Here is a 26,998-nt window from a genome sequence, read left to right on the forward strand (position 1 = left end):
AAGGGTCGCATTCAGCGATACAGTTAGCCTTAACCTTTGGAAAGACTTAAGCATTGCCGCGGGTTGCTGCCAGAACTCTAACCATGAGGAATCAGACAGACAAGCCAATCAACCTATCAACTCCGAATTGAACAAGAGCCGCATTGGGCTGCAAGGATCTGCACTAATTTGCCTAAATTTTCGATTCAACGGCGACACCAGTACGGCAGCTTCACTGTTAATTCTCTAGTTCATAAAGAGTTGGTCTAGTCTAAACCTCAAGGTTCTAGTTCAATCTCGATCAGGCAGTTTCTTCAAACTAACACAGTAAATTGAATTCCCTTGGACTATTAACAATTGCTGAATAATGAACACAATTTTTAACTCCAATCGACGAACTGTGACGCCGTTCTTGGAAAAGTTGTGAGGGAACCTGACTTAGAAGCAGGTTAAGGTTGAGAGAGTGACAGACAGAGCAACACTGCCATCGCCCATTAGCGATTACCCAAACCCAATCATCAATCGCATGACATTGAGCTTAACCCAGCGACTCTGTGTTGCCAGCAGCATCAGGAGTCGCAATTAACGTGACATCTACCCGATTCTCATCGGGTGATCCTGATTGATGAAGCTCCACTCGTAAACCGGGTCCAAAAAAGCGCTCAATCTTTTCTCGTTTTTTCTGCCAATCTTCAAATTTGATCAGCGGGGACTCAAACTCTAGCACCAAGGCATAGGAACCATCGATCGCCTCTTCTCGAATGGATTGCAACACAGGGCGTTCTTCGTCGGATGGATCTAAGCCTAAGTACTTCAAAGAGCTATCGAGATGTGCTTCTTGTCCATAACGGTAGCGGGTCACATCTTTACGAATTTGATTTTGCGTGGAGGTGGCCTGTTGTTCTCGCAGGCTCAAAATCGCTTCTGGTGTCGGTTGCGAGAAGGGAACTGGCTTTAATTCCGCCGCTTTTAGGGCCAGCCCACCTAAAAGTAACGGGATACCATAGAAGAAGCCAACCAGGTTGAGAGTGGCATTGTCGAGGAAGTAGGCCGTGAAGCCGACGATCGACAAACCACCCCCTACAACTAAACCCACTGATCCAAGAGAGATTTGGCGTAACATAGTCCTTGTGCCAAGACTGCTCTTTACAATTATTCACCATCTTGGGGAGTTTCGCTTATGTCTGATACTCAGCTTGACCTTGATAAATTGCGCGAGCGGATTAAGCTTGTCGAAAGCAAGCGAGAATCCCTACTACGGCTTCTTGAACAACCTGACCTAGGAACCTTACGCATTGATGTGAATCAGGCTCTTGAAGAAATTGACGAATTGCTGGAAGAATTTAACCGCACGTTTCCCGAAGGCTAGACGACGGAAGCAAGATAAATTCCTTGTGTTCGATCGTTTAGCGACTCTCAATCTGCTATAGGTAGAAAGTCGGGGATTACGTCTGCGAGAAAGTCCCGATCGCACGATTATTATGTCAAATACCTATACTGTTGAAATTCATCATCAAGGCAACACGCACACCTTAACGGTTCCTGACACTCAAACCGTTCTATCGGCTGCTCAAGATGCCGGACTTGATTTGCCGTACTCGTGCAGCGCTGGAGTTTGTACCACCTGTGCTGCTCAGATTTTAGAAGGCTCGGTCGATCAAACCGACGGCATGGGTGTCAGTCCAGAACTGCAAGCCCAAGGGTATGCGTTGCTTTGTGTTGCCTATCCTCGATCGGATCTTAAAATCGAGACTGAGAAAGAAGATACTGTGTATCAACTTCAATTTGGTCAGTTTCAAGAAAGCAAAGGCAGAAAGTGAGAAGGATAAAGGAAAAACACAAAAACACAAAGGATAGAAGGATGAGAAACGCGAGTAGATGAACCACTGATCCCCTTAATCCCACTCCCTACCCCCAACCCCCAGGTATGGTGACGCACTTCATCACAATTGACGTTGATCTACCCTCCTCGGCTATGCCCTCTCGATCGGCGATAGATACCCTACATCGATCAATCTTGACTGAGCTTCAGCAGTGGGGAGAACCACTGCGGTGGGCAATTACAGACATTGACATGGAAAGGCAAAAAGCTCAGATTGAAGCCATTGTCACCACGACAACAGATCTACTCATTCCTGGTGCGACCGTTCGTACCGTTTAACGGTTTAACCTCAAGGTTTCCCAGTAGGGGGGCAACATTTGCTTGCAAAAGGGGATTTGAACTCTTACAAGTCACAATACCTACTTCGTTTGAAATCCACTTTGAATCAACGTCCTTACACAGTTGTTTTAATTGTGCCCACGGGCATTGGAGCCGCGATCGGAGGCTATGCTGGAGATGCCTTACCCGTGGTGCGGGCAATGGCTCAGGTGTCTGATCGCTTAATTACCCATCCCAATGTCATGAACGGTGCACAGCTTTACTGGCCGCTGCCCAATGCCTTGTATGTTGAGGGATACGGCTTAGATCAATTTGCCGCTGGTCAGTGGGGGCTGCGTCCAGTTCATCAAAATCGCGTTGGGCTAGTGTTGGATCAGGCGATCGAACCAGAGTTGCGCTGGCGACATTTACAGGCTGCCGATGCCGCTAGGGCAACCCTGGGGTTGAATTTAACCGAGTACATGGTCACCGATGCCCCGCTGGGTGTGGAACTGCGGACGGCTGCTTCTGGAGCCACGTGGGGCACAATCCAGAACCCCGACAGTTTGCTGAGAGCCGTTAAAACCCTGATTACCAATGCCGACGCCGAGGCGATCGCTGTTGTAGCTCGGTTTCCTGATGATTTGGGTAGCGAAGCTCTGTCTCGCTATCGCCACGGGCAGGGAGTCGATCCACTCGCGGGAGCCGAAGCAGTAATTAGCCATTTGATTGTGCGCACCTTTCAAATTCCCTGCGCCCATGCTCCAGCGTTGTCTCCTCTACCGCTTGATCCTACCTTATCGCCCCGATCGGCGGCTGAAGAGTTGGGCTACACGTTTTTACCCTGTGTGCTAGTAGGGCTGAGTCGGGCCCCACAGTTTGTACTACAACGAACTAGCCTGGATGAAATTTGGGCCGATCAGGTCGATGCCGTGGTGATTCCAGCAACGGCCTGTGGCGGCAGTGCTGTATTAAGCTTTAGCCAAACTTCCACGCAGATTATTACCGTGAAGGACAATACAACCCGGTTGAATGTAACCGCAGCCCAGTTAGGACTTTCGGTGCAAGCAGCCAGTTCTTATTTGGAAGCATTGGGTATGTTGGTGGCTCATAAAGCTGGAATCCAAGCCGATGCCCTGCGTTCAGACATCGATCGGCTTTCGCTCTTCACATAAACCACCTACTATAAACCACCTACTAGTATCATCGGTTAGCTATCATCCTCATCATCGTTATCATCCTCTTGGTCTTGTCTGTCGTCGTCCTCATCTTCAACAGGTTGCGTTTGGGTTGGTCCGTCGCTGTCTTCAATTTCATTACTTGCACCACCACCACACGCCGCTACGAGGGCTGTCAAACCTAAAATCAACAGTAGAGAAATTGCTTTACGTTGCATGTCGAACCTCTGCTCAAATCGTTCCAAATTTCAAAATATCAGTGAAGTAGACCACGTGGAGTAGCTATTTCCCGTATTGCTCATGCTTTTGCCACGATCGCATCAATGAATCCTCGTTTACGCTCTGTATAGGCTTCTCGATCGGTGCGAAATTGCGTAGCTAGTTGACGTTTCAGCGCCTCATAATCTTGTTTGTCGGCAGGATGCGATCGTAAATAATCCCGAAACAGCAAGCGTCGCTGCCACAATTCGCTATTGACCTCAAAGACATGGATATGATGAGTTCGCCGCGCTCCATAGGGCGGCATTCCCTTCACGAAAAATAGCCGATCGCGGTGTGGATTCTCAGACCAGTACACATAGCCAAGTCCCTCTAGCAGTGGCACAAATGCCTGAGCCGCCTCAATGGAATGAACACCTACCATCACATCAATAATCGGTTTGGCCGCCAATCCGGGAATTGCTGTACTGCCAACATGCTCGATCGCTGCTATTCGATCGCGATCGAGTACTCCAAGAATTTTTGCGGCTTCTTGTTCATACTGCTCCGGCCAGGTTGGGTCATAGTCAACAATTTCAATCTCGTCCATGTTTTCTCCTCACGAGCAGATTGAGCAAAGTCAAAACCCGTCCTTTTTAGGGTAGTGCTTGATCTCTTACCTTGATTTCTCAAAAAGATTTCTAACTAAAAGCAGTGAAAAACCTGAAAACCGGGCAGCCTGACCTTCAGAGCCGATTACCATATCAGAAAGTAGCTCCCCTTCCGGTCGGTTATCTTGTCTTAGGTTATCTTCTCAGGTCATCATGCCCAACTCCATCACCCAAGCGCAACCACCTCTCGAATTCATTCCACCTGCCTACAACCCAGTCGTTAACCGAGTTGCCAAGTTGGTGTTGCCCAGTTGGACTCGTTGGCGCGTGCATCTCAGCGATATTCAAGTGAACCGAGCAGAAATACTCGTCGATCTCTATCAACAGTTTCAGGCGGGCAAGATTCGCTTCATAATGGCGTTTCGTCATGCCAGCGTCAACGATCCCTTCTGCATGTATCACTTGGTGTCTCGAGCGATCCCTAAGGCGGCCAGACAGCAAGGTGTGGCGTTAAAGCAACCCGTTCATGCCTACTTTATGTACGATCGCGGCATTCCGCTGTGGGCAGGGCGCTGGGTAGGCTGGTTTCTGTCACAAATGGGCGGTACTCCCATTCGGCGTGGCAAGCTAGATCTACAGGGATTGCGATCGGCGCGGGAGTTGTTTGTCAATGGTCAGTTTCCGATGGCGGCGGCCCCCGAAGGTGCCACAAACGGACACAACGAAGTCGTTAGCCCGATCGAGCCAGGAGTTGCCCAACTCAGCTTTTGGTGTGTGGAGGATTTGCAAAAAGCTGACCGCAACGAGCAAGTTTTAATTGTGCCGATTGGGATTCAGTATTACTACATCACCCAAGATTGGCGACGCTTGGAAGAACTTTTGAGCCAGTTAGAGTCTGACGCGGGACTATCACCCTCTAAGCCCGATTGCAATGGGCGTGATGAAGACGTACCGCTTGACAATCAAACGCAACTGCAATTGTATCAACGGTTAATTCGATTGAGCGAGTTCCTGTTATCTCGCATGGAAGAATTCTATAGCAAGTTCTATCACTACAATCGCGATCGTTGGAAAGACACACCGGCATCGACCTTAGATCCAGCCCTAAATCCAGCCCTGCCCTCTTCGCAACTCCCCGATAGCTTGGCCGTAAATCAACAACTTGCTCAACGCTTACATGCCCTGATGCATAAAGCCCTAATGGTGGCTGAAGACTATTTCAACCTTCAACCCAAGGGCAGCTTTACCGATCGCTGTCGGCGCTTAGAACAAGCAGGCTGGGACTGGATTTACCGTGAAGATTTGAAGCACTTGGAAACCTTGCCTCCTGTGGAACGAGGACTAGCCGATCGCATTGCCGAAGAAGCCGATTTGCGCTTGTGGCATATGCGCCTAGTCGAATCCTTCGTCAGCGTCACCGGATACTATGTAATTGAAAAACCCTCCTTTGAGCGGTTTGCAGAAACATTGCTTTTGCTTTGGGAAATGGTGACTCGGATTAAAGGGAAACCATCCTTCCAACGTCCCAGTTTAGGTACGCAATCGGTGCAAATTACGATCAGTCCGCCTTTGTCGGTTAGCGATCGGTGGGATGCCTATAAAGCTAATCGTCGCCAAGCTGTGGCGCAACTGACGCAAGAACTGCAACAGGCTCTAGAGAAAATGATCCTTTCCTGAAAAGGCGATCGAGTACCTAGCGAGGATAAGTGATTGACCAACGAATTACCGAGCGGTAAAGCTAGTTCTACCTCCTCCAATAGGGACATTATGGATAACATATGGACAGTTATCTCGTGAATAGTACACACCATCAAAAGCTAGGGATCAAGCCAAAGCGTTTGTCTACAACCCCTAGCTTCCGTGCGCATAGATCTGGATCATGTTCACTTGAACGGCTGGTCTAGATTCTACTTTCTCAGACTCCATTGAGTAGATCGCCCCGTACCCAGCCAACCGCACCCGTTTCTAGCTCGACCTGATACCAAAGATAGCCATCTTCGCCTTCAACAGTATCAATCACTTGGACTGAATCCCCCGCAAAGCCAATATCTTGAATGTCAGCGGCAGTGCTGGCATCATTGCGGACATTGATCCGGGCACCAGGATTTTCGCTCCGTAGCGTAGCATAGCTGCCAGCACCGATCGAGGCTTCTGCCGCATACTCATCTTCAGTAGAGGAGCGATCGGATTCTAGATCTGCATCAGTTGAGTAAGATGTGGTTGTCTCTTGTACAGACGTAGACGAGCGATCGGAAGCAGCATATCGATTGGTTTCCTCCGCTCTGGAAGCAGAGGAGTACGAATCGGCCGAATAGCTCGACGATGAATTACGGTTGCCATTATCGGTTACAGCCCCGGTGGGATAGCGCAGATCTGATGAGGTGCTGCTGGAGTTCGACGATGGCGAGGAATTGGCGTTGGTATTAAAGGATGAGGACGTGCTAGAGGCAGTACTCGTCGTGCCAGTCCCATTCGCCGCCGTTTGCCGTGACACAAAGTCACTGCGCACCCAACCTTCCGTTCCCGACTCCAGCACCACTTTGTACCATGTGCGTCCGTCTTCTCCTTGTTGTTGTTCCGAAATGCGCACCTGCTCACCCGCTCGCCCCGTCTGCCGAATACCAGCTGACGTACTTGCCCGTTCGCGGATGTTAATCAACGATCCAGGATCGGTCGCGGTTAGCGAAGCCATGTCAGTGGAAGCAGACGGATTTGTTTGAGCACTCGTGCTACCATTAACGCCAGTCGAGCTAGGTGAGGTTCGATCGACCACAGTTGTTTCGACTTCACCCCCCACCGCCGTAGCCAGCTTCAATGCTTTGCCATAATCTGTGAGACTGGCAACTTGAACTGTCGGTGCACCTGTACCATCCCGCACGGTGCCGATCGCATCTCGGCAATATTCGCGACGGACTTCGTCTGGATTAGCTCCGTCAATGTACACCACGTACCACGTACCCCTTGGCTCGGTTGCTTGCTCGCCACAGGAAGTTAGCGGAAAATTGAATTCGGCCGCTAGCGCGGCTGGATCGGCGGTCTGAGCAGTTTGTGACTCAGATTCTGATCCAGATGAGTAGCCCAGATTGGAACAACTGGCCAACAGTGCCGATCCGACACCGACCAGAAAAAGCGATCGAACCGCGCGCCAACATTGAAAATGAGACATATTCATTGAGATAGGTTCCACAGAGAGAAACCTCCACGGGAATGCAATGATGAATAAAAGATCGCTGCTGATTAACTACCTACGCTATCAGTAGCGTTGATAAGAGAATAATCTAGCGGATTTCTCTTACAATAGAGTAGAACATATGATCTATTCTGCTCTAGCTCCTAACAATATAGATCGCGAATGCTGATTCGACGCAAAAATTTTCTTGACAAGTAGAATTTTGCGAATAAATTAGGGACGCTGGGTTGCAATCGCCATGCGGACCCCTTCAATACTACGTAAGCGATCCATCACTGCCACGACATTTCCATGGCTTACTGCTGCATCTGCGTTGATGACTACAAAGGGCTGTTGTCCAGTTAACGCCAATGCTCGGATTTGCGCCACCAGGGCCTCTAGTTGAATGGCTTCTCGATCTAAGGTAAGGCGGCCATCGCGATCGATTGTAACGACCAAGGGGCTTGGGGCGGCGGTTGGTTGAGATGTATTGGCTTGGGGTAGATCGACAGGCAACCCCTCAGAGCGGGACAGAAATAGCGTAGACAGAATGAAAAAGGCCAGGATCGCAAAAATCACATCGATCATCGGCACAATGTTGATTTGAAACGGGCGATCAGAGTCATTGGGAAGACGCATGGCTGCCTCTGCGCTCAAAGCGACGACGATAAATCAACTCTAACTGACCGCCATACTCTTGAATTAAGGCAATTTGCCGCTGATATAGCCCGCGAAACAGATTGGCAAACAACAGCGTCCCGATCGCCACCATCAAGCCCGCGGCGGTGGAAATCAACGCTTCACCAATCCCGGCCGACACATTAGCTGTGTTGGTGCCACCCAAATCCCCAAGACGCAACGATGAGAACGAGCCAATCAGCCCCAAAATGGTTCCCAATAGCCCCAGTAACGGAGCCACGCTAATGATGGTCTCGAATACTGTGTTAAAGCGCTTCAGCACGGGAATTTCAGCTTGGGCTGCACTCTCTAGCGCTAGGCGAAATTCCTCTGGCGTGGCCTGATCGAGTTCTAGAGCCGCCAAGAAAATGCGGGCGATCGGCAATTTGCTGTTCTGTTCCAGCTTATAGATAGCATCCTTAGCGCTGCGGCGATAGACCGACAAAACATCCCGCACTACTTTATCTTGGCGTTTTACTACCTGTGTCCAGAACAACATTCGTTCTAAAATGAGTGCCACTGCCAAAATTGAAAGCCCTAGTAGGGGCCACATGACGACCCCACCTAGGGCAAAGAGATTACCAGTTGGCATGGTTTCCGTTGGTTTGAGCCGTAGTTACAAAGATTCCGCTATCAGCATAGCGAGATTTCGTCAGATGAGGCAGGTTTAGCCAAAGCTAATTGCTTTTATCAATCTATTCCCTCTATTCCTCACAAATCCTGGCGTTACACGAGGTTAACCACTTCTTTAGGTTCCTAAAAATTATGTTCCTGGAAATTATGTTCCTGGAAATCGTTCGATCTGAGCATAGCCGCTGAAGATTAGCTGAGTTCCCTGGGTTTCCAACCGATTAATTCGCATCATGACTCCATCAAGATCAAAGCGATCGAGATCTACCATGTTGTCCAAAACCTCAGCAAAGGCCTTAGAGAGTGACTCGGAAATTCCCTGAACATCAGGCGCAATCCCATCTGGTTGAAACTGTGGTTGTTTGAAACAGATACGGCGGCGTTTTTCTACCCCTAAGGTGGCTATTAATTGAATCGGAATGTGACTACGATTGGGCAAATCGGTTTCGGCTGAAATTTTGACTTGGTTATCTGGAAGCAGCCGCAGTTGTACATGACGGAACGACACAGGTTCACCACCCGATAGGTTGGTTAACGCCTCTTGGTCAACGTTCTGTAAGCGTTTTTGCACCAACTCCGCTTCAAAGGCCCGGTTAATTGCATCTTCCGAGAGAATCACCTGAGCCACGGCTTGGGTAGGTTGTTTCAGGCGAAGCTTGCCGCCTAGGACGGAACTAAAGTCGATCGACACAGCGTCGGTTTCAAACGACATCTCCTCAACTTCAAACTGGCGACGAATCACCAACCCACGGCCGCTCATCTTAAAGCTATCAATACTGCCCTGCAACAACTTGCTTGAGGGATAGCAGCGCACATCCACTTCAACCACATCGCTCTTCGTAAACAAGTGGCGGATAGATTGCGCCGCAACTGCGTTGAGCATCTGCTCACCAAAGTCGGTGCCAGAAGGGCTTTTTGAACCTAAAAGACCACCAAACATGCAGTCACTCGTTTACGTGTTCTTGTTCTTTGTAACAAAATATGAAAGTGGCGACAACCCACATAAATTTTTATTAACTTGATTCAAGTTTTGCAAATCAATCAACCATCTCGATTAAAAGCAGTAGTTCTTCAGTTTTAAGTGTATGTCCTCAAGGATGCCGTCATTCTTCAATTGATTTCCTGCCAAGCAACTGTTCAAAGCAGACCTGATGGCCCTAATCTAGATAGGGAGTGGCGCGGAGGATTCGTTGCTGGTTTGCTCCTTCCATTCGCTTGTTGTTTCAGTCTTTAGGATTCGGATTGAGTGTGCCCAAAGCTGGCATTATCTACAACGATATCAAGCCTGTTGCTTGCCGTGTAGCGAGAGAATTACAAGAGAAGCTAACGGATCACGGTTGGGAAGTGTGCCTAGCCACGGGTATTGGCGGCATTTTGGGCTATTCTCAGCCTGACCGTCCTGTTTGTCATACCCCCATTACCCAGTTGGCTCCTCCCAATTTTGATGCTGAGATGGTTTTTGCGATCGTCTTAGGTGGCGATGGCACAGTGCTATCAGCCTTTCGGCAAGTGGCTCCACTAGGTATTCCGCTGCTCACGGTTAATACGGGACATATGGGGTTTTTAACCGAAACCTACCTCAACTACCTACCCCAAGCGATTGATGCCCTATTGTCCCAAACCTTTGAAATTGAAGAACGTGCCATGCTGTCGGTGCAAATGTGGCGACAATCCGCTTTGATTTGGGAGGCGCTGTGCCTCAACGAGATGGTGATTCATCGCGAACCCTTGACCAGCATGTGCCATTTTGAAATTGAAATTGGGCACCATGCCCCTGTAGACATTGCGGCGGATGGTGTCATCATCTCGACACCTACCGGATCAACCGCCTACTCCCTCTCTGCTGGCGGACCCGTGATTGCCCCCAGTGTGCCGGTCTTACAGCTTGTTCCCATCTGTCCCCATTCTCTTGCCTCCCGTGCCTTGGTCTTTGCTGACACCGAACCCGTCGTTATTTCCCCAGCCAACCACCATCCCCTAGTCATGGTTGTCGATGGTAATGCGGGCTGTTGCGTCCTGCCTGACGATCAGGTGCGCGTAGTGCGATCGCCCTACTCGGCTCGCTTTATCCGGTTGCGAACGAATGAATTCTTCCAGATTCTGCGCGAAAAACTTGGCTGGGGGTTGCCCCACGTGGCTAAACCTACCTCTGTCGAACTACCGTAGGAAGGCAGAAGGGTGGATGAGATGGAGAAGATCGAGGAAGATGAGAAAGATAGAGAAGCAATTGAAACCGCTTTGAACTCCCCTCTATCGCCTCTAACTTCCCAATCCTCATCCTATCATCCCCATCTTGCCGCTTCCTTGCTACAACAGAGTAGTAATACCTATCTAGCTTTTTATGCATACTACTGATCACAGCCCTCGCGTCTTGGTGATCGAAACTGACGAAGCGTTGGCTCAGCATGTGAGTTCAGACTTGAAAGAGGCAGGTTATGAAACAGCGATCGCGCTGGATGCAATCAGCGGACTTCGCCAGGCGAAAGAGTTTCAGCCGTCCTTAGTTGTGGTCGATCGCATGTTAGCTGGCGAATCAGGATTGTCGCTGTGTACGCATCTGCGCTCGGCAGGGGCCCGCATGCCAGTCCTACTACTGATGGCCCGCGATGCGGTCGAAGATCGGGTTGCTTGCCTACAAGCAGGAGCCGATGACTATTTTCTCAAGCCTTACCGAACCGACGAGTTTCTGAAACTGGTGCGGCTCTATCTTCAATCGGATGCACCTAGTAATGAGCAACTGCGGTTTGGCGATCTGGTGCTAGATTTGTCCACTCGCCGGGCAATTCGCCACGATCGAATCATTGATTTGACCATGAAGGAATTTGAGTTATTAAAATATCTGATGGAACACCCGCGTGAAGTGCTGACTCGCGAACAAATTTTAGAAAACGTATGGGGTTATGACTTCATGGGCGAATCTAATGTAATTGAAGTCTATATTCGCTATCTGCGTCTCAAAATCGAAGATGAAGGCGAAAAACGGCTGATTCAAACGGTGCGAGGTGTTGGTTACGTGCTGCGAGAATCTTAAACCATTAGAGATGAGCTACTGGGATACAACCGGGAATGTCTACGTCTACTGATTAACAGTTTTTACTATCAGCCGCCTTTATCGGACAGATGCAGTCGTGAAGAACGCTATGAACTTTCGACAAACTTTGAGGCAATCGCTGGCACAGCTTAGCATGATGGCGATCGGAGCGAGTTTACTATTGGGTTGTACATCGCCTGTAGTTTCATCAGCCGATGCAAACTCGCCAGAGGCGACCCGTGCCCCAAACACCAACTCCTCTAGGTCAACCAAAGTTGTTGAATCCGATCGCGCTCAGACGGAAGGGGAATCTGTGCCAACGCTGCGCACCAACGGTCAATATTTGCCCATTTCAGCCGCAACCGAGATCGGAGGACAACGCATTCAACTAGAAGTGGCTCGAACTCCGCAAGAACAATCTAAGGGGCTAATGCATCGTCCTCCGTTGCCAGACGATCGCGGCATGTTATTTGTCTTTGATCCACCGCGCCCGGTGCAGTTTTGGATGAAAAATACTCCTTCTCCGCTGGACATGGTATTCCTTCGCAATGGCGAGGTGCAGGCAATTGTTGAAAACGCCTTACCTTGCGAAGCCGATCCTTGCCCCACCTATGGCCCGGATCGCTCGGTTGTGATTGATCACGTGATTGAGCTACGCAGCGGTCGGGCTGCCGAGTTGGGACTCACGACTGGCGATCGGATTGTCATTGAGTTTCTGGAATAATTCAGTGTTTGACGTGACTTCATGACTTCAATTAATGAACAACGTTCACAGTAAGATCAGATTCACAAAAATTATTGACTTTATCAAAGAAATTTAGTGCGTTTGATCTGTATTAGAATATCGCTGATCTGCTATCATGCTCCTCCTAGAACCAGCAAAAATAGGAGGCTATTAATAGCGCAAACACGGAAGCAACTCTGGATTAAAAAGAACGGCTTGTGGGAAATCTACGGGAGTATCTACGGAAATTGCATTGACGAAGAACTAAAAATGGGTGAATTCTTTTCAAAAGAGTCAGTTCAATTTTTGAAATTTCATCTATCCTTGATACTGTCCTTGGCAAGTCCGTTTGCTCTCAAGGCAACAGATTAATTGAGTTCCAAGGGAGTTCAGCCGAAAGTGAGCGGGGTTAACAGAACTACACCAGAAAGAAACATTACTTTTTGTTTCTGGGTATGGCACTTGAGCGTTTAGGCAGGTGCCTCTGCTAACCCAAGTTTGGAGGTAGTTCGAGAAATCGCCCTTGCAGCGCTAGATAAGGTTTGTTGGATAGAGATAAAGCGAAAGTTGGGAGCCGTCGTCGCGGCTTCAGCGCACGATCGCCATCGCTCCAACGGTTTAACGTCCGGATTCTACGCTCTAACATGATTTTGATCAAAATAACTCGATAGCACTATGAAGAAGTTATTGATAGACCCAAGGAGGTGAAGATTGATATGACGCCTGCAACCTATTCTCGATTCATTCGGTTTTTACAAGAAGATTTGGCTTTATCGTCCTCATCGATCGCCATTGCACTACGCTACCGTGAGCAAGATCCGGGACCATTGCCGATGATTCTTTGGCAGTACGGATTAGTAACGCTCGATCAACTCGATCGGATTTTTGATTGGTTGGAAACGGCCCAGTCTACTTAAGCTCTACTTAAGCTATGTACAGTTCAGGAGTAGCCTACAGATGTTGACCGTTCAACCAAGTGCGCTTGATAATCTGAAGGACATTAACAGCAGTTGTTATCATAGTCAGTCACTATCTCAACAACATTTTATTGATTCAATATTAGATTCAATATTATTAGTCTCTTCACACCTATTTGTATTGTTCTTTGTATTATCTCGAAACCTATTGGTTAATACAGGCAGCAGCAGGGCGAGTCGATGCAAGACTCGCCTTTTTAATTAGATTAGGTAAGAAAAAGAGGTCGTCTGCGTTCATTTGCAGGCATACTCTAAAGTGTGTATTTTATCCCCAACCCTCGTTTTGCAGCATCGTTTACAACGAGTTTCCTAGCAATGAGCCGCGATAGTCAGTACTCCATCGATCGCCAGCGCGAACCCGCCATTAGTCTTGCCCTCTACCATCTCTTCAAATGGTCGGTGGTTAGTCCCATGCTGCATACTTATTTTCGGGGGCGAATTTATGGCGCAGACCATGTACCACCCACAGGTCCGCTAATTGTGGTGGCTAACCATGCCAGTGACTTTGACCCGCCGATCGTCTCGAACTGTGTGCGGCGTCCAGTTTCCTACATGGCCAAAGAAGAATTGTTTAATGTGCCTGGGCTGGGTCGCGCAATTCGACTGTATGGAGCCTATCCAGTGAAGCGAGGATCGGCCGATCGCAGTGCCATTCGTGCTGCACTGGCGCAATTGTCGAACGGGTGGGCCGTTGGGGTGTTTTTAGAAGGAACCCGCACCGCCGATGCTCGGATTCATCATCCCAAACTGGGAGCTGCCATGATTGCCGCTAAGGTGCAAGCGCCGTTGTTACCCGTTAGTCTGTGGGGAACTCAAGCCATTATTGCCAAAGGAAGCAAACTGCCGCGCCCAGTCCCTGTAACCGTCCGCATTGGTGAACCGATCGCCCCCCCTAAATCAGGCGATCGAGCGGAATTGGAAGCGATTACGCAGCAGTGCGTTGACATGATTCATGCCATGCACGATCTAGGACGATGATTGCAGATAGAATGGGGTGATCCTTCCACATTGGTTTCAACTACAACCGACCTGATTGACTACGATGTACCTAAAATCTGCGCGAGTTTGCCTTCTGTGCTATGGTAACGAAGCTGACTTCTAACTCGACATAACAACAGAACTCATGCAGAATTTACACACCGAACTGGCGGCCATGGTTGATGAAGCGGAATGGGAATGGCTCATGCCCCATGCTCAGCGGGATGCCGTTGTGATGGTGACTTCAGAGTTGGATCTTGTGGATGTGGGGGTTGCCATTGCCAGCGACAACGTACCAGCCGTCCAGCGGTGGATTAGCGAACAACTGATTTACAAACCGTCTTCGGAGCAATTGTCCGATTGGGCCAGCAATCGAACTCGCCGCTTTAATGCTTTAATTGTGCAACCCTATGTGTTGGTGCAAGATTTGGCTGCCTAGGTGCTACTCTTCCCTTGGGCTAAAGCTCTAAAGCAATATCTAACAAAACACCCAAGACTTGAGGTTATTCCATTGTGGCGATGCCCAGAAACCCAAGAACTGGCACACCAACAACAAACGACAGCAATGTCAAGATGAGATTTGAGTTCTCAGAGTCGAGTTCAGAAGTCAGCAACCAGCAGAATAAGCAAGTTGAGATTAGCAACACTCCGAACAGTTTGACAATTCTTAGAATTTCTTCCACTTTTCCCTCCCGCTATGTGGAGTCGGGTAATCTAGATCTACGGTAGCGCCGCTCCTGTCTATGTACCTTCGCCACATTGGTTCATCAGTCCAGATGATCTTGGATGATTTTTAATAATGAAATTTAACTCAAGTCAACAAAAGTTATATTCAACCATGGATTATTAAATAGTGTAGGCCATTTTACAGCAGAAGCAAGGGCGACCCGTGAAAAAGTTCGTAGGAAACAGTTTACGATCGCCCTATGTCAACGGATTAACCCGATTTCTGTTTAATTTTTTCGACTCATTGCACTAGTACGCAGAGCAGCCGTGGAGCGAACCGAGTCCGCCCGCACAGCCGCCTATTAGAACAGGCTGAAACCCGATCGAACCAACAAATCGAACCAACAAAAACAACAAGTAGATAACCAGTAATCTAGCTATGGCGTCAGTTGACCGATTGCCTCCTGTACATATTCCTTCAAGCCAATCTCAACCGATTCCACATGCCACACGTCTTGGCAGTAATCTCGGATAGAGCGATCGGAGGAGAATTTACCCATCCGCGCCACATTCAAAATTGCCATGCGCGTCCAATTTTCAGAGTCGCGATAGGCCTGGCTAACCTGATCTTGGCAGTCAATGTAGGATTGATAATCTGCCAACAGCAGGTAGGGATCGTCATAGAGCAAGTTATCGACGATCGGCTTGAACAAATCACAGTCGCCGCCGCAGAAAAACCCAGAGGCAATGCGATCAATTACGCGCTTCAACTCAGGATTGCTGTGATAGTACTCCATCGGGTGATAGCCCGCTGCCTTCTTGGCATAGACTTCTTCGGTGGTGAGTCCAAACAGGAAAAAGTTTTCTGCCCCCACTTCTTGACGAATTTCTACATTGGCTCCGTCGAGCGTGCCGATTGTCAAGGCTCCGTTCATGGCAAATTTCATATTGCCTGTGCCTGAGGCTTCTTTACCAGCCGTGGAAATCTGTTCCGACAAGTCGGCGGCCGGATAGACTCGCTGGGCAAACTTAACATTATAGTCCTCTAGCCACACCACTTTGAGGCGATCGCGCACATCCGGATCGCGATTGACCACATCGCCAATGGAGTTGACCAACTTAATGATCAACTTAGCCATGTAATAGCCAGGAGCCGCCTTGCCGCCAAATAAGAAAGTGCGTGGGGTAATGTCAATGTCTGGGTTAGCTTTAATGCGGTTGTACAGGGTCACAATGTGCAAGGCGTTGAGGTGTTGCCGCTTATACTCGTGGATACGTTTGGATTGAATGTCAAATAGCGAGTTGGGATCGACCTCAATATTCGTCTTGGATTTGATGTAACCTGCCAAATCTTGCTTGATGGCGTGCTTGATTTGCCGAAATTCCTGACGAAAAGCTGGATCATCAGCCAGGGGTTCCAGTTTGTGCAATTCGTCTAAATTCTTAATCCAACTGTCACCAATGCGGCGCGTAATCAACTGGGTTAAGCGGGGATTGCTTAACACCATAAAACGGCGCGGCGTAACACCATTGGTTTTGTTGTTGAATTTCTCTGGATATAGCTCGTAGAAATCGCGCAGCACATCACGCTTGAGTAATTCGGTATGCAACGCTGCCACTCCATTGATAGCAAAACTACCGACACAGGCCAGATTGGCCATGCGCACATACCGCTCGCCGCTTTCATCAATCAACGACAGACGACGGAGGCGATCGACATCATCGGGATATTTCAGGCGTACGTCGTTTAAGAAGCGACGGTTGATTTCAAATACAATTTCCAGATGGCGCGGCAACAATTCACCAAACAGACGTAAGGGCCAGCGTTCAAGGGCTTCTGGTAAAAGGGTGTGGTTGGTGTAGGCAAAGGCGTGGGTGGTGATGTGCCAAGCCTGCTCCCAGTCTAGATAGTGCTCATCCAACAACAATCGCATCAGTTCAGCCACAGCGATCGAGGGATGAGTATCGTTCAACTGGATTGTGAACTTTTCGTGGAAGCGCTCTAGCGGCAAGCCCTGTCTCAGCAAAATTCGGATCATGTCTTGCAATGAACAGGAGACAAAGAAAATCTGCTGTGCTAGCCGCAGTTGCTTGCCCTGAGAGATGTTGTCGTTGGGATAAAGCACCTTCGATAGGTTTTCCGACATCATCTTTTGCTGAACTGCCCCGATATAATCTCCAGCGTTGAAGGCGTCAAAGTCAAACGATTCGGGAGCTTGTGCCGACCATAGCCTCAGCGTATTGCAGGTGTTCACCTTATAACCAGAAATGGGGGTGTCGTAGGGGATGCCTTTCACCACTTGGAACGGAACCCAGCGTACACGATATTGCCCTTGCTCATCGGTATAGGATTCGGTGTGACCGCCCAGTTTCACTTCTACTTCCCATTCGGGCCGAATTACTTCCCAGGGATTGCCATAGCGTAGCCATTTGTCGGTGATTTCTACCTGCCATCCATCTTGAATGCGTTGGTCAAAAATACCAAACTCGTAGCGAATGCCATAGCCCATTGCCGGCACTTCAAGGGTGGCCATAGAGTCGAGGTAGCACGCGGCTAGCCGTCCCAAACCGCCATTGCCTAAACCGGGTTCCTCTTCCTGCTCTAGCAATTCTTCTAGGTTGAGTCCCATTTCTTCGATCGCCTGCTTCACCTGATCGTAAATGCCCAAATTAATCAGGTTATTGCCCAAATGTGGGCCCATCAGAAATTCGGCAGAAAGATAGCAGACAGTGCGAGCAGCCTGCTGGGAATAGGTCTCGGCCGTTGCCAACCACCGCTGAAACAGCCGATCGCGCACAGTATAGGCTAAGGCGTTGTAGTAATCATTTTTGGTAGCAATCGCAGGAAATTTGCCCTGAATATAGAATAAATTGTCTAGAAAAGCGCGTTTTAAGGTTTCGATGCTTAACCCTGTGCGATCGTCTTCTACCCGAATAGCTTCCTGCCTTGGATTAGGGATCGTTTGCATGAGTATAACTCCTAAGATTGTGGCTGCTTGAGCAGCTTGAGCAGATGAAAAATGGTTGATTGGTTCTAATGCAGACTATTCCTGGTTCACAGCCAATAGATACCGGTGTTCTAACTGCTGGTTGTCAATCTTATGTGGCTTAAAACTGGCTGAAATTCATGGTTTGGGAGACCCAGTCACCCAGCAGACGTGCAGCTAAGTAGTCTGGCATGTTCTCATGCTAGTCATCCGCCATGCCTGATACAAACAGTCCTCGATACAAACATTGTTAAATTCAACCTTAAGATTCAAAATTCAACGTTAAATTCTTCCAACTCAAAAACTTTGTTAGAAACTCATCTTCACCCTCCCCCAAAGCTTGGCTCACTCTCTAGAGTAGAGATAGAGACCGTGAAGATTGAAAAACGATGACAGTAGAGGAGCGGGGGTTGTGACGAACGATTTAAAGCTAAAAATATACCCTGCGGTGATTGGTATTTTGGGGCTATGTTTGATTGCATCGCTGTTTGCCAATGTTGAAATTCAAGTAGCACGCAATGCCCCAACCGATCGTAGGCAACCGGCCAAACCAGACGAATCGCCGATCGCGTCGCCTGTACCCGCGCCAACCCAAGTTCCGACCCCAGTCCCGACCCCAATTCCATCCCCCATTGTCAGCGCCACGCCTCTTTCTCCCGACGTTTTGGCTACGGCCCAGGGCAGTTTGCGCGTCAGCAATCAAACTGAATATCCGCTGCGAGTGGCTCTGTTGCAACCTGTGCCTGTGGAATCGGAACCGGAAGCAGGCGCAGAGGCAGCCGAACCGAGCGAAACAGACCCAATAGAGCCAAACCAACCCGTTCATTGGGATTTTGCCCCCCGCGAAGGCAGCAATCGAGGGTTAATTTTGTCATTGCCTAATCAAACCTTGCAACTTCAGCCGGGGGATGTGCTGGTGGCGTTCGCTCAAGATGGATCGCGTCGCTATTGGGGGCCCTACATTGTGGGTCAATCCCCTTTTCCAACCTGGAATGCCGAAGCCAAGGAATGGCAGCTAACCCTACAGCCCTGATGTTACAATAACCAAGCTTTGAACCTTGTCAATGAATCCGCCCTGTAATCCGCCATGCAAGCTCGTCGAATTGCCCGTGAACTGGCTCTCCTCAGTATTGCCCAACTGCCTGCCAAGCCAGACCGTCTTCAAGCGCAACAGCTACAAGATGTTGTGCTGGCAGCTATCCGCACCCTCACCACCGAAGTGCACGACACCTTGGAAACGGCGGCAGCAGAACTGAATCGCAGCAGCGATCGACTGCTCAGCAGCGAGACTCGAACTACCGATGTGCAAAGTGCGAAAGCGATGATTCGCGAGGCGATGGATCTGACGCAAACAGCAGTGAATCGGTTGGGGTCTGCACTGGAATTACCTGAATTCATTCAACTGGCCAATCAGAAAGAAGTACGCGCCTACACTATAGAGTTATTAACTCAAGTAAAAGCGCATCAAGCTGAGGTGGATCGGACGATCGAACAAGCCATGGTTGATTGGCAACTGCGGCGACTGGCCCGCATCGATCAAGATATTTTGCGGATTGCTGTCACTGAAATGAGTTTTTTGGGTGTACCGCAACAGGTGGCGATCAACGAGGCAGTCGAATTGGCAAAACGATATAGCGGTGAGGATGGCTACCGCTTTATCAACGGAGTCTTGCGGCGAGTTGTAGAACAATACAAGTCTGAATCCTCAGTGACTTAATGAAACTGAGAATGAGAAGGACAAACCAGCCGTTGCAAACTAGTGCAAGTTCGATGATCTGGATAGCTAGGATTCTGAAATAGCTAGATTCTAGAATAACTAGGTGTGAGTGTCATATTGGATAGCGGGTTCAGGTGTTATGGCTCCTTTTAACTGGTTCAATCGTCAACACAGCGATCAACCCTCCGCCGAGGAGGAAACTGTCTCAAGCGCATCCTCTCCTGAAGCAACAGCACCAGCGGTTACAGAGCCAGTATCTGAAGCTGCTCCTCCTGCCGTTGCCCAAGATCAATTAGCATGGGCTAAAGCTGCTTACGAAAATATTCGCAAGCGCAAACAGGCAGAACAAGCAGACGCTTCGAGTGAACCTGCAATCGAGTCGTCTTCCGAAGCAGCAGAATCAAGCAAGGATACACCCGATTCTGCACCCGTGGAGGTGGTTGAACCTGCTGCCATTGAAGCCACGGAACCAACAGTTGGCGAGCTAGACCCTCAACTAGACCCTCAACTAGACCCGATCGCAGATGTTGCTTCGAGTCAACTTCCTTTTTGGGCCAAGGCTGAGGCCGATCGTTTAGAACGTCTGGAACGACTGCGCACAGAAGCAATCGCCGCCGAACCAGAACCATCTGCCACGACTGAATCCCCTACGGCTGCGGCCGAGGTAGAACCGATTCCTGATTTTGTTCTCGACGAAGCCTTTCTGTGGAGTACAGAAGTGTTGGCTGCTCAAGGCCGCCGCCCCGACGATGTCTCGATTGAAGAAATCACCTGGCTGAAACGCTTGCGGCAAGGATTGGACAAAACTCGGCGCAATTTGGTGAATCAATTGCGGGCGATCGTCGGGCAAGGGCCGCTCAATCAAGATGCGGTGCTGGAAATTGAGTCCTTGTTGCTGCAAGCGGATGTGGGCATTGAAGCTACCGATCACATTATTGAATCGCTGCAATCGAGACTGCGCCAAGAAGCCCTGCCTCCTGCCGAAGCGATCGCCTATCTAAAGCAAATTCTGCGAGATATGCTCGATCGGCCACTGGGAGGGTCTCACACGCTATCCTTCGTGCCAGAGAAAGACAAGCTCAATATTTGGTTGATTACAGGAGTTAACGGAGCCGGCAAGACCACAACGATCGGCAAATTGGCACACATTGCCAACAAATCTGGCTACCGTTGTTTGATTGCGGCAGCCGACACCTTTCGAGCAGCGGCCGTACAGCAGGTGAAAGTGTGGGGCGATCGTAGCCAAGTAGAAGTCATTGCCAATCCTGGCAAAAATACCGATCCAGCAGCGGTTGTGTTCGATGGCATTGCCGCTGCCCAATCGAGGAACACCGAATTGCTACTAGTAGATACAGCAGGTCGATTGCAGAACAAAAAGAACCTGATGGAAGAGTTGAGCAAAATCCGTCGTATTATTGACAAAAAGGCTCCCGATGCCAACGTAGAGTCGCTGCTGGTTCTGGATGCCACGCTGGGTCAAAATGGGTTGCGCCAAGCTGAGGTGTTTTCGGAGGTGGCAAAACTCAGTGGCGTGGTGTTGACCAAACTGGATGGTACAGCCAAAGGGGGAATTGCGCTGGCAGTGGTGCAACAGCTTGGTCTGCCCATTCGCTTCATTGGTGCTGGAGAAGGCATCGAGGATTTACGGCCGTTTTCGAGTTATGAGTTTGTAGAAGCGCTATTGAGTGGTTAAGAATAAGACGATAATCGTGTCCTTGGGAAGAAGAAAACTTGCCGGGTATGATTGACTGAACACCGAGGGCAGAGGGTAGATGGATCGGTCTGATCTTCTAATCCGATGCATCCACCCATCTACTTCTACCAGAGGGCCGGAACCGGAGGAGCCGGAGCCGGGGCTGGAGCTGGTTGCACTTGCGGGACTGGCGCCGGAGCCGGAGCCGGGGTTGGGATTGGAGCCGGAGCCGGAGCCGGAGTTGGGATGACTTGCTGTTCAATCACCGTCACACGCGATCGTTCAATTTCTTCTAGAAGCGCCAGGGCCTCTGCCTCAGATACCTCTACCAAATTGATGAGGTTACCATTGGTGACAACTCCGGCTCCACTGATCGCAATGACATAATTGCCGGGAGTAAGTTGCCGTGCCGAGGGAATATTGATGATATCAACTGCCAACCATTCATCCTCGTCAAAGTCTCCATCATCATCGTAATCTGTCCGAGTGAGCACATCGATTTCTGCAAAGTCCTCATTCTTAACGAGGCGCTCTAACCGGGCAGGCGTACAGAACCGCTCAACACGACCATCCCCATCGGGGTCTGCATCTGCACCGTCTACCGTAATGATGCGACCGTCATTGGTCAAAATAGCACAGTTATTAGCTTCTAGCAGATCCACAACGACATCATCGTCAATGGTGTCTACAGAAGTAGTTTGCGCCAAAAGTGGAGCAGCTACTATCGCGGCGATCAAATTCACTCCAACTGCCGTAGCAAACACAGTACTAGCCAATACTCTGATCTGTAATGACATAATTAACTTCCTGTTTAAGGATTTTGTGAAGGTTTTCTAGCACTTCAGACGTTGCTAGAGGCTGTTCTAGACATTACTTTTCTAGAATGCTTGCTGAACTCAGTTTTGCAAGCACTGAACGAAGTACCAACAGGAACCAGCTTTTTAAATCAATAAAGAAACCAACTAACAATCATAGTATATGATGTGAAATCGACGCAAAGTTAAGAAAAAACGAGGGTTCTTCGCGCTATATGGTCTTTTTTTGGATGGCGATCGTCAAAAATTTCAGTGAAGCAAGCGATGAATCACTGAATGACCAAACTATAGAAATATTAAACCAAGAAACTCACCACTTGTGTTTAACGGTTTGTACTTATCCTGATAATCAATCTACTGGCGCAGCATATAGATTAACGAACCGGAAATTAACCACGCAGTTCCCCAACAATTAGATGTAGTTGATCGAACGCTATAACCATTAGTCCCATCATGCCAGCAACGATTGCAGTTCCCCACAATTCCATCCTGAGTGATAGTGATGATGTACGATGCGCTGGCTGTAACCAAAAGTTGAGCGAATGAATTACCAGCGGCATGATGAGCCAGGTCAAAATGCAAGTTGTAATCAGGTTATTCACAAACATCGCGCTGGCAGGCGACCACGAGTGCATTATGCCCAACTGATCAAACACCAACGATTGCAGCATGACGATCGGATATAAACCTAGCACTATCGATAAAATTTGTTTCCAAGATGGTGGGCCTAGACTGGCGAGTTCTGAACCAGCCTCACGGGAAAACCATCCTTCCAGCCCAGTCGTTAAGGACTTAAATTTGTAGCTTTCAAAAATTTGCTGTCCTCGCTCTATTAAAGCTTCTCGTTCTGCCGAGGCTAACCAATCGTTCAGATGCTCTGGCGTGTCAAAGTGAATAATAGAGTACCACTTCAATACTCCATTTTTGCACTCTAAGGGGCGACAACGGTCGGCTCGGACAAACCCCTCAAACTGTTTAGTCGCAGACAATAACTCGGCATACCATTGCTTAAACGCATAGCCCTTGCCCTTCGGCACAATATGCTCAATTACAACACTAGAGTAGAAAACTTGATCAGCATCAGCATCAGCATCAAGCTGCATCCAGTCGCTAGAAGCATTGCGAATATGGCGAATTACTGGCTCTAAAATCATAGTTAGATAAGGTTAATAGAAAGCAATACGCAACGTTTACGAGGATCTGTTGAGCATTAAGCCCAAAGACCCGTATAGAACCCGCTGAACGGCTGCTTACTATCATTCTTCGTTAAATTCGCCGCCTTTAACACTATCAAAGGTTGTATTCTGTATACAAAAATGCGGTTTTATCATTTCTAAAGTTTTCTCCAGTGTTATCGTCAATGCTGCCAGTAGTTGAACAGTGACGCCATCAGTACCAATGCCATCAGCACAATTGCCGCTCCCATCGCATCGGTTTGCAGTGTCGAAAGTCGATAGGCAGGGCGTAACCAAAACCGTAAGCAGCGTGTTACAACTGGCATCACCAGCCACGTCAGCACCGAAGACGTGATGAGATTGTTGATGACCATGGCACTCGCTGGTGGCCACGATTGCATCACACCAAGGGTAGTGAAGATCATGCTTTGCACCATCAGCGTTGGGTATAGCCCCAACACCACAGCTAATACCTGCTTCCAGGCAGGTGGCCCAAGTCCTGCTTGCTCTTCAGAACCTGCGGCACGTGAAAACCAACCCTCTAAACCAGTGGTAAAGGATTTAAACCGATAGGCCTCTAAAATCTCTTGCCCTGCCTCTAAAAACTGTTGGCGATCGTCTGACTTCACCCACTGCTCCAGATGCTCTGGTGTGTCAAAGTGCATGATGGAGTACCACTTGACCACATGATTAGCACAGCGCAGTGGTGGGCCCAAATCAGTGCGCACATAGCCGTCATAGCGTTTGGCTACCCGAATCAAATTGGCATACCACTGTTTGAAAGCTTGGTCTTTGCCGTTTGGAACAATGTGCTCGATCACGACACTAGAGTAAAACAACTGATCCTCGTGAGGACTAGACATGGGAGTGCCTGGTTAGTTTTTGCATTCAGTATACAGTCTAAGAATCTGCTACAATCAAACAGTGACTACAAAACAGTGATGTAGGCATGGAAAAAGATTCGGACATGCAGCTTGCGTTGAGTCACTGGGTAGGGACTTGGTGATGCGAGTTGAGCAATAGCTAGAAACTCTATTTCTCTATCTCGCAACTCATTCAGCCAAGTATCAACTAATACAAGTGTCAACTTAAGAGCGAAACTGCATGGTGACAGGTTTGGACGTGCCTCCCAGATAATTGATTGTGGAGGTTAGTAGTGAAATATTCAAGTGATTCAGTTTTAAGCTATTCGGTCAATGGCGATGCTCTATGCCATGCTCACCAGCAGTTAACCTCATCCTCTGATTCAGTACAACAGTTTCGTTCTAACATTGCTAGCAAACTGTGGAGTGCGAGTTTTTTAAAGCGATCGGTACTTATCTTGCTGCTTAACGAATTAGACAGCGGGCAGCAAATTGCTTACTTAGAGCGGTGTTGGACAGCCGATTCATCAAAAACAGCCAAGCCTGCCAGTTTCTGGCGATCTGTCTGGCGGCTGTTGCGGTAATCAAACGCAGGAGAGGGGGAATGGGTAATTGGGTTAATCTCTCCCTATTCTCTGTTCCCATTCACCAATTCATACGCCATTCGATTCGTTTGTTCAATCAATCGATCGAGGTCTACCGTGATCAAGTGCCCTTGATCAACGACACGCCTGCCATTGATAAAACTGTAGTCTACGCGATCGACATGGCAGAAAATTAAAGCTGCCACCGGATCATGCCAAGCGCCGGCAAACTGGGGGCGATCGAGGTTAATTGCAATAAAATCAGCCGACATACCGGGTGCGATCGCTCCAATATCATCCCGCCCCAAGACTCGCGCTCCTCCTAGCGTGGCGATGTCCAGAATTTGCCGGGCCGTCATGGCTGACGCATCGCACTCACGCACCCGCGCTAACAGAAACGCTAAGCGAGCTTCCTGAAACAAATTGCCCGTGTCATTCGAGGCCGATCCATCGACGCCCAGCCCCACGGGCACACCCTGATTCAGCATCTTACGAATGGGAGCAATGCCGCTGGCCAACCTCGTGTTGCTGCATGGGCAATGGGCTACCCCTGTTCCCGTTTTGCCAAACTTAGCAATGGCAGCTTCATCGAGTTGTACACAGTGGGCGTGCCAAACATCGGTGCCTAGCCACCCCACCGACTCGGCATATGCTCCGGGCAATAAACCAAATGTTGCCAAACTATAGTCCACATCGGATTGATTTTCAGCTAAGTGCGTATGTAATCGCACTCCCGGATACGATCGCGCCAAGGCTGCCGATTGCCGCATCAAATCCGGCGAGACAGAGAAAGGGGAGCAGGGCGCTAGGGTGATTCGCAGCATCGAGTGGCGAGTATTGTCGTGATACTGCTCAATCAGACGTTGCGAGTCGTCGAGGATTTTGGCCTCTGATTCGACAAGAGTGTCTGGTGGTAACCCTCCCTGACGTTCACCCACACTCATGCTGCCTCGACTGGCATGAAACCGTAGCCCGATCGCGGCAATGGCATGAATTTCATCATCTAATGTGCAATCGTTCGGAAAAATATATAGATGATCGCTAGCTGTGGTGCAACCAGAGAGCATTAACTCAGCAGCGGCCATTTGCGCACTGACTGCAATGGCTTTGGGTGTCAGGTTTTGCCAAATTGGGTAGAGGGTTTTCAGCCAGGTAAATAATGTACCATCTTGGGCAGCTGGCATCACCCGTGTCAGACATTGGTAGAAGTGATGATGAGTGTTGACCAAGCCTGGCAGTACAAGGTGGCGATCGTGCAAATCCAACACTTCATCGGCCGTGGCAGGTAGCTCTGCGGTGGTTCCCACTTGCTCGATCACCTGATCACGCACCCAGATCGCCCCATGACGAATTTCGCGGCGCTGGGCATCTTGTGTCACCAGAGTATGAATATTTTTAACCAGAAGCGTAGGCATTAGCGATAGAATCTAAAGTTTGATGAAGAGGCTGAAAGGCTTGGATGATTGAAAACTTGATTGGCGCCTGAAAAACTAACCAAACAAAGTCAAACGCTGCCAGACTTTTATTGCACAACTGTTATCGGCAAACGGTAGCTTAAACTACGTAAAAATCGGCACTCAATCTAAAACAACTAACTGATGCATTATTCGATTGATTGTGAACAAAGATCAAACTAAATTATGAACCATGAAGGTAAAGCGTTTGAATACACAGGTGAATCAGCAATTGCCCATCATTGGAATTACGACGTATCACCGCAACGAACTAGGGGATTTCCACTTACCAGGAGCTTACATTGAAGCTGTCGAGCATGCTAATGGTATTCCTGTGTTATTACCACCCACTTCAGGAGATTTGCGATCCTTGCTCGATCGCTTGGATAGTTTGATCTTCTCTGGTGGCGGTGACATTGATCCCGCACTTTACAACAGTCCTGGACATCCCAGTATTTATTTAGTTGATCCGGAACGAGATAGATTTGAACTGGCGCTGGCAAGGGTAGCACTTACGCTGGACCTTCCCATACTTGGCATCTGTCGCGGCATGCAACTGCTCAATGTTGCCACAGGAGGAGATTTAATTTCTCATGTGCCTGAGCAGTATGGCGATCGCCAATTTTAGGTGTACAAATCCTGAATCAGGCAAAGAACAAAAAAGTAATGGAAAGCAATAAATTGCATTGACTAACAGATATCACGGAAAGGAATAATTAAGACAAAAGGCGATCGGTTTCTCTAGCTTCTC

The 26,998-nt window shown here is 48.9% G+C and carries 28 protein-coding genes; 16 read left to right on the forward strand and 12 right to left on the reverse strand.

The features are described 5' to 3' along the window. Positions 1-517: 517 nt before the first annotated feature. Entirely contained in the window at positions 518-1,102 is a 585-nt protein-coding gene (locus OXH18_RS09655; protein ID WP_268612422.1) for a DUF2854 domain-containing protein, read from the reverse strand. Positions 1,103-1,159: 57 nt separating this feature from the next. Here OXH18_RS09655 and OXH18_RS09660 point away from each other — a divergent pair, with 57 nt between their 5' ends. The 4 genes from OXH18_RS09660 to OXH18_RS09675 all read left to right on the forward strand — a co-directional run bounded on the left by OXH18_RS09660 (position 1,160) and on the right by OXH18_RS09675 (position 3,294). Further along, on the forward strand, positions 1,160-1,348 hold the full coding sequence (locus OXH18_RS09660) for a hypothetical protein (protein WP_268612423.1): 189 nt from the start codon (positions 1,160-1,162) through the stop codon (positions 1,346-1,348). 112 nt (positions 1,349-1,460) lie between these two features. Beyond that, positions 1,461-1,799: a 2Fe-2S iron-sulfur cluster-binding protein gene (locus tag OXH18_RS09665; RefSeq protein WP_268612424.1), complete on the forward strand. Its 339-nt coding sequence runs from the start codon at positions 1,461-1,463 to the stop codon at positions 1,797-1,799. A 107-nt stretch (positions 1,800-1,906) separates the two neighbouring features. Beyond that, positions 1,907-2,140, forward strand: a complete 234-nt coding sequence (locus OXH18_RS09670; RefSeq protein ID WP_268612425.1) for a hypothetical protein — start codon at positions 1,907-1,909, stop codon at positions 2,138-2,140. Positions 2,141-2,241: 101 nt separating this feature from the next. Beyond that, positions 2,242-3,294, forward strand: a complete 1,053-nt coding sequence (locus OXH18_RS09675) for a DUF3326 domain-containing protein (protein WP_268612428.1) — start codon at positions 2,242-2,244, stop codon at positions 3,292-3,294. A gap of 35 nt (positions 3,295-3,329) precedes the next feature. Here the strand turns inward: OXH18_RS09675 and OXH18_RS09680 are convergent, their stop codons facing one another. Both OXH18_RS09680 and OXH18_RS09685 read right to left on the reverse strand, forming a co-directional pair. After that, entirely contained in the window at positions 3,330-3,515 is a 186-nt protein-coding gene (locus tag OXH18_RS09680) for a hypothetical protein (RefSeq protein ID WP_268612430.1), read from the reverse strand. Between the two features lie 80 nt (positions 3,516-3,595). After that, entirely contained in the window at positions 3,596-4,105 is a 510-nt protein-coding gene (locus OXH18_RS09685; protein ID WP_268612434.1) for a GrpB family protein, read from the reverse strand. A gap of 214 nt (positions 4,106-4,319) precedes the next feature. Between OXH18_RS09685 and OXH18_RS09690 the strand changes: the two genes are divergently transcribed. Continuing rightward, positions 4,320-5,783, forward strand: coding sequence for a 1-acyl-sn-glycerol-3-phosphate acyltransferase (locus tag OXH18_RS09690; protein ID WP_268612437.1), 1,464 nt, complete (start codon positions 4,320-4,322; stop codon positions 5,781-5,783). A 238-nt stretch (positions 5,784-6,021) separates the two neighbouring features. On the opposite strand, the gene OXH18_RS09695 is transcribed toward OXH18_RS09690, so the two are convergent. The 4 genes from OXH18_RS09695 to OXH18_RS09710 form a co-directional block, all read right to left on the reverse strand. Continuing rightward, complete coding sequence (locus OXH18_RS09695) at positions 6,022-7,278, reverse strand: SH3 domain-containing protein (protein ID WP_268612441.1); 1,257 nt, start codon at positions 7,276-7,278, stop codon at positions 6,022-6,024. A 231-nt stretch (positions 7,279-7,509) separates the two neighbouring features. Beyond that, positions 7,510-7,914, reverse strand: a complete 405-nt coding sequence (locus OXH18_RS09700; protein ID WP_268612443.1) for an ExbD/TolR family protein — start codon at positions 7,912-7,914, stop codon at positions 7,510-7,512. Further along, positions 7,898-8,545 carry a MotA/TolQ/ExbB proton channel family protein gene (locus OXH18_RS09705; protein ID WP_268612444.1) on the reverse strand — a complete coding sequence of 216 codons (648 nt, stop codon included), beginning with the start codon at positions 8,543-8,545 and terminating at the stop codon, positions 7,898-7,900. Before OXH18_RS09705 ends, OXH18_RS09700 begins: the two co-directional genes overlap by 17 nt. Before the next feature lie 186 nt (positions 8,546-8,731). After that, the gene (locus OXH18_RS09710) at positions 8,732-9,523 is read right to left on the reverse strand and encodes an LmeA family phospholipid-binding protein (RefSeq protein WP_315874644.1); all 792 of its coding nucleotides are present in this window, start codon (positions 9,521-9,523) and stop codon (positions 8,732-8,734) included. A gap of 308 nt (positions 9,524-9,831) precedes the next feature. Here OXH18_RS09710 and OXH18_RS09715 point away from each other — a divergent pair, with 308 nt between their 5' ends. The 6 genes from OXH18_RS09715 (at position 9,832) to OXH18_RS09740 (ending at position 14,732) form a co-directional block, all read left to right on the forward strand. Continuing rightward, positions 9,832-10,749 carry an NAD(+) kinase gene (locus tag OXH18_RS09715; protein ID WP_268613153.1) on the forward strand — a complete coding sequence of 306 codons (918 nt, stop codon included), beginning with the start codon at positions 9,832-9,834 and terminating at the stop codon, positions 10,747-10,749. A gap of 175 nt (positions 10,750-10,924) precedes the next feature. Beyond that, the gene (gene nblR, locus OXH18_RS09720; RefSeq protein WP_268612448.1) at positions 10,925-11,614 is read left to right on the forward strand and encodes a response regulator transcription factor NblR; all 690 of its coding nucleotides are present in this window, start codon (positions 10,925-10,927) and stop codon (positions 11,612-11,614) included. 109 nt (positions 11,615-11,723) lie between these two features. After that, on the forward strand, positions 11,724-12,338 hold the full coding sequence (locus OXH18_RS09725) for a DUF192 domain-containing protein (protein ID WP_268612450.1): 615 nt from the start codon (positions 11,724-11,726) through the stop codon (positions 12,336-12,338). A 716-nt stretch (positions 12,339-13,054) separates the two neighbouring features. Next, complete coding sequence (locus tag OXH18_RS09730; protein ID WP_268612452.1) at positions 13,055-13,255, forward strand: DUF2949 domain-containing protein; 201 nt, start codon at positions 13,055-13,057, stop codon at positions 13,253-13,255. Positions 13,256-13,654: 399 nt separating this feature from the next. Further along, positions 13,655-14,293 (forward strand): lysophospholipid acyltransferase family protein, encoded by a 639-nt coding sequence (locus OXH18_RS09735; RefSeq protein WP_315874698.1) that lies wholly within the window; start codon positions 13,655-13,657, stop codon positions 14,291-14,293. 145 nt (positions 14,294-14,438) lie between these two features. Then, positions 14,439-14,732 (forward strand): DUF2288 domain-containing protein, encoded by a 294-nt coding sequence (locus OXH18_RS09740; protein WP_268612456.1) that lies wholly within the window; start codon positions 14,439-14,441, stop codon positions 14,730-14,732. A gap of 664 nt (positions 14,733-15,396) precedes the next feature. Here OXH18_RS09740 and OXH18_RS09745 read toward each other — a convergent pair. Continuing rightward, positions 15,397-17,928, reverse strand: coding sequence for a glycogen/starch/alpha-glucan phosphorylase (locus OXH18_RS09745; RefSeq protein ID WP_268612458.1), 2,532 nt, complete (start codon positions 17,926-17,928; stop codon positions 15,397-15,399). Between the two features lie 430 nt (positions 17,929-18,358). Here OXH18_RS09745 and OXH18_RS09750 point away from each other — a divergent pair, with 430 nt between their 5' ends. From OXH18_RS09750 to ftsY, 3 genes are all read left to right on the forward strand, one after another. Beyond that, a complete protein-coding gene (locus OXH18_RS09750; RefSeq protein ID WP_268612460.1) occupies positions 18,359-18,979 on the forward strand; it encodes a hypothetical protein in 621 nt (206 codons plus the stop codon). 54 nt (positions 18,980-19,033) lie between these two features. Then, a complete protein-coding gene (gene nusB, locus OXH18_RS09755) occupies positions 19,034-19,663 on the forward strand; it encodes a transcription antitermination factor NusB (protein WP_268612462.1) in 630 nt (209 codons plus the stop codon). Positions 19,664-19,802: 139 nt separating this feature from the next. Next, positions 19,803-21,356, forward strand: a complete 1,554-nt coding sequence (ftsY, locus tag OXH18_RS09760; RefSeq protein ID WP_268612464.1) for a signal recognition particle-docking protein FtsY — start codon at positions 19,803-19,805, stop codon at positions 21,354-21,356. 125 nt (positions 21,357-21,481) lie between these two features. Here the strand turns inward: ftsY and OXH18_RS09765 are convergent, their stop codons facing one another. The 3 genes from OXH18_RS09765 to OXH18_RS09775 all read right to left on the reverse strand — a co-directional run bounded on the left by OXH18_RS09765 (position 21,482) and on the right by OXH18_RS09775 (position 24,209). After that, positions 21,482-22,153 carry a hypothetical protein gene (locus tag OXH18_RS09765; RefSeq protein WP_268612466.1) on the reverse strand — a complete coding sequence of 224 codons (672 nt, stop codon included), beginning with the start codon at positions 22,151-22,153 and terminating at the stop codon, positions 21,482-21,484. 407 nt (positions 22,154-22,560) lie between these two features. Further along, entirely contained in the window at positions 22,561-23,325 is a 765-nt protein-coding gene (locus tag OXH18_RS09770) for a hypothetical protein (RefSeq protein ID WP_268612468.1), read from the reverse strand. A 203-nt stretch (positions 23,326-23,528) separates the two neighbouring features. After that, positions 23,529-24,209 carry a hypothetical protein gene (locus tag OXH18_RS09775; RefSeq protein WP_268612470.1) on the reverse strand — a complete coding sequence of 227 codons (681 nt, stop codon included), beginning with the start codon at positions 24,207-24,209 and terminating at the stop codon, positions 23,529-23,531. A 293-nt stretch (positions 24,210-24,502) separates the two neighbouring features. Between OXH18_RS09775 and OXH18_RS09780 the strand changes: the two genes are divergently transcribed. Next, positions 24,503-24,793, forward strand: coding sequence for a hypothetical protein (locus OXH18_RS09780; protein ID WP_268612472.1), 291 nt, complete (start codon positions 24,503-24,505; stop codon positions 24,791-24,793). A gap of 44 nt (positions 24,794-24,837) precedes the next feature. Here OXH18_RS09780 and OXH18_RS09785 read toward each other — a convergent pair whose 3' ends face one another. Next, positions 24,838-26,208: an 8-oxoguanine deaminase gene (locus OXH18_RS09785; RefSeq protein WP_268612474.1), complete on the reverse strand. Its 1,371-nt coding sequence runs from the start codon at positions 26,206-26,208 to the stop codon at positions 24,838-24,840. A 232-nt stretch (positions 26,209-26,440) separates the two neighbouring features. Here OXH18_RS09785 and OXH18_RS09790 point away from each other — a divergent pair, with 232 nt between their 5' ends. Continuing rightward, positions 26,441-26,875 carry a gamma-glutamyl-gamma-aminobutyrate hydrolase family protein gene (locus OXH18_RS09790; protein WP_268612476.1) on the forward strand — a complete coding sequence of 145 codons (435 nt, stop codon included), beginning with the start codon at positions 26,441-26,443 and terminating at the stop codon, positions 26,873-26,875. Positions 26,876-26,998: the final 123 nt, after the last annotated feature.

Source organism: Thermocoleostomius sinensis A174 (genome assembly GCF_026802175.1).
Classification (GTDB): Bacteria; Cyanobacteriota; Cyanobacteriia; order Elainellales; family Elainellaceae; genus Thermocoleostomius; species Thermocoleostomius sinensis.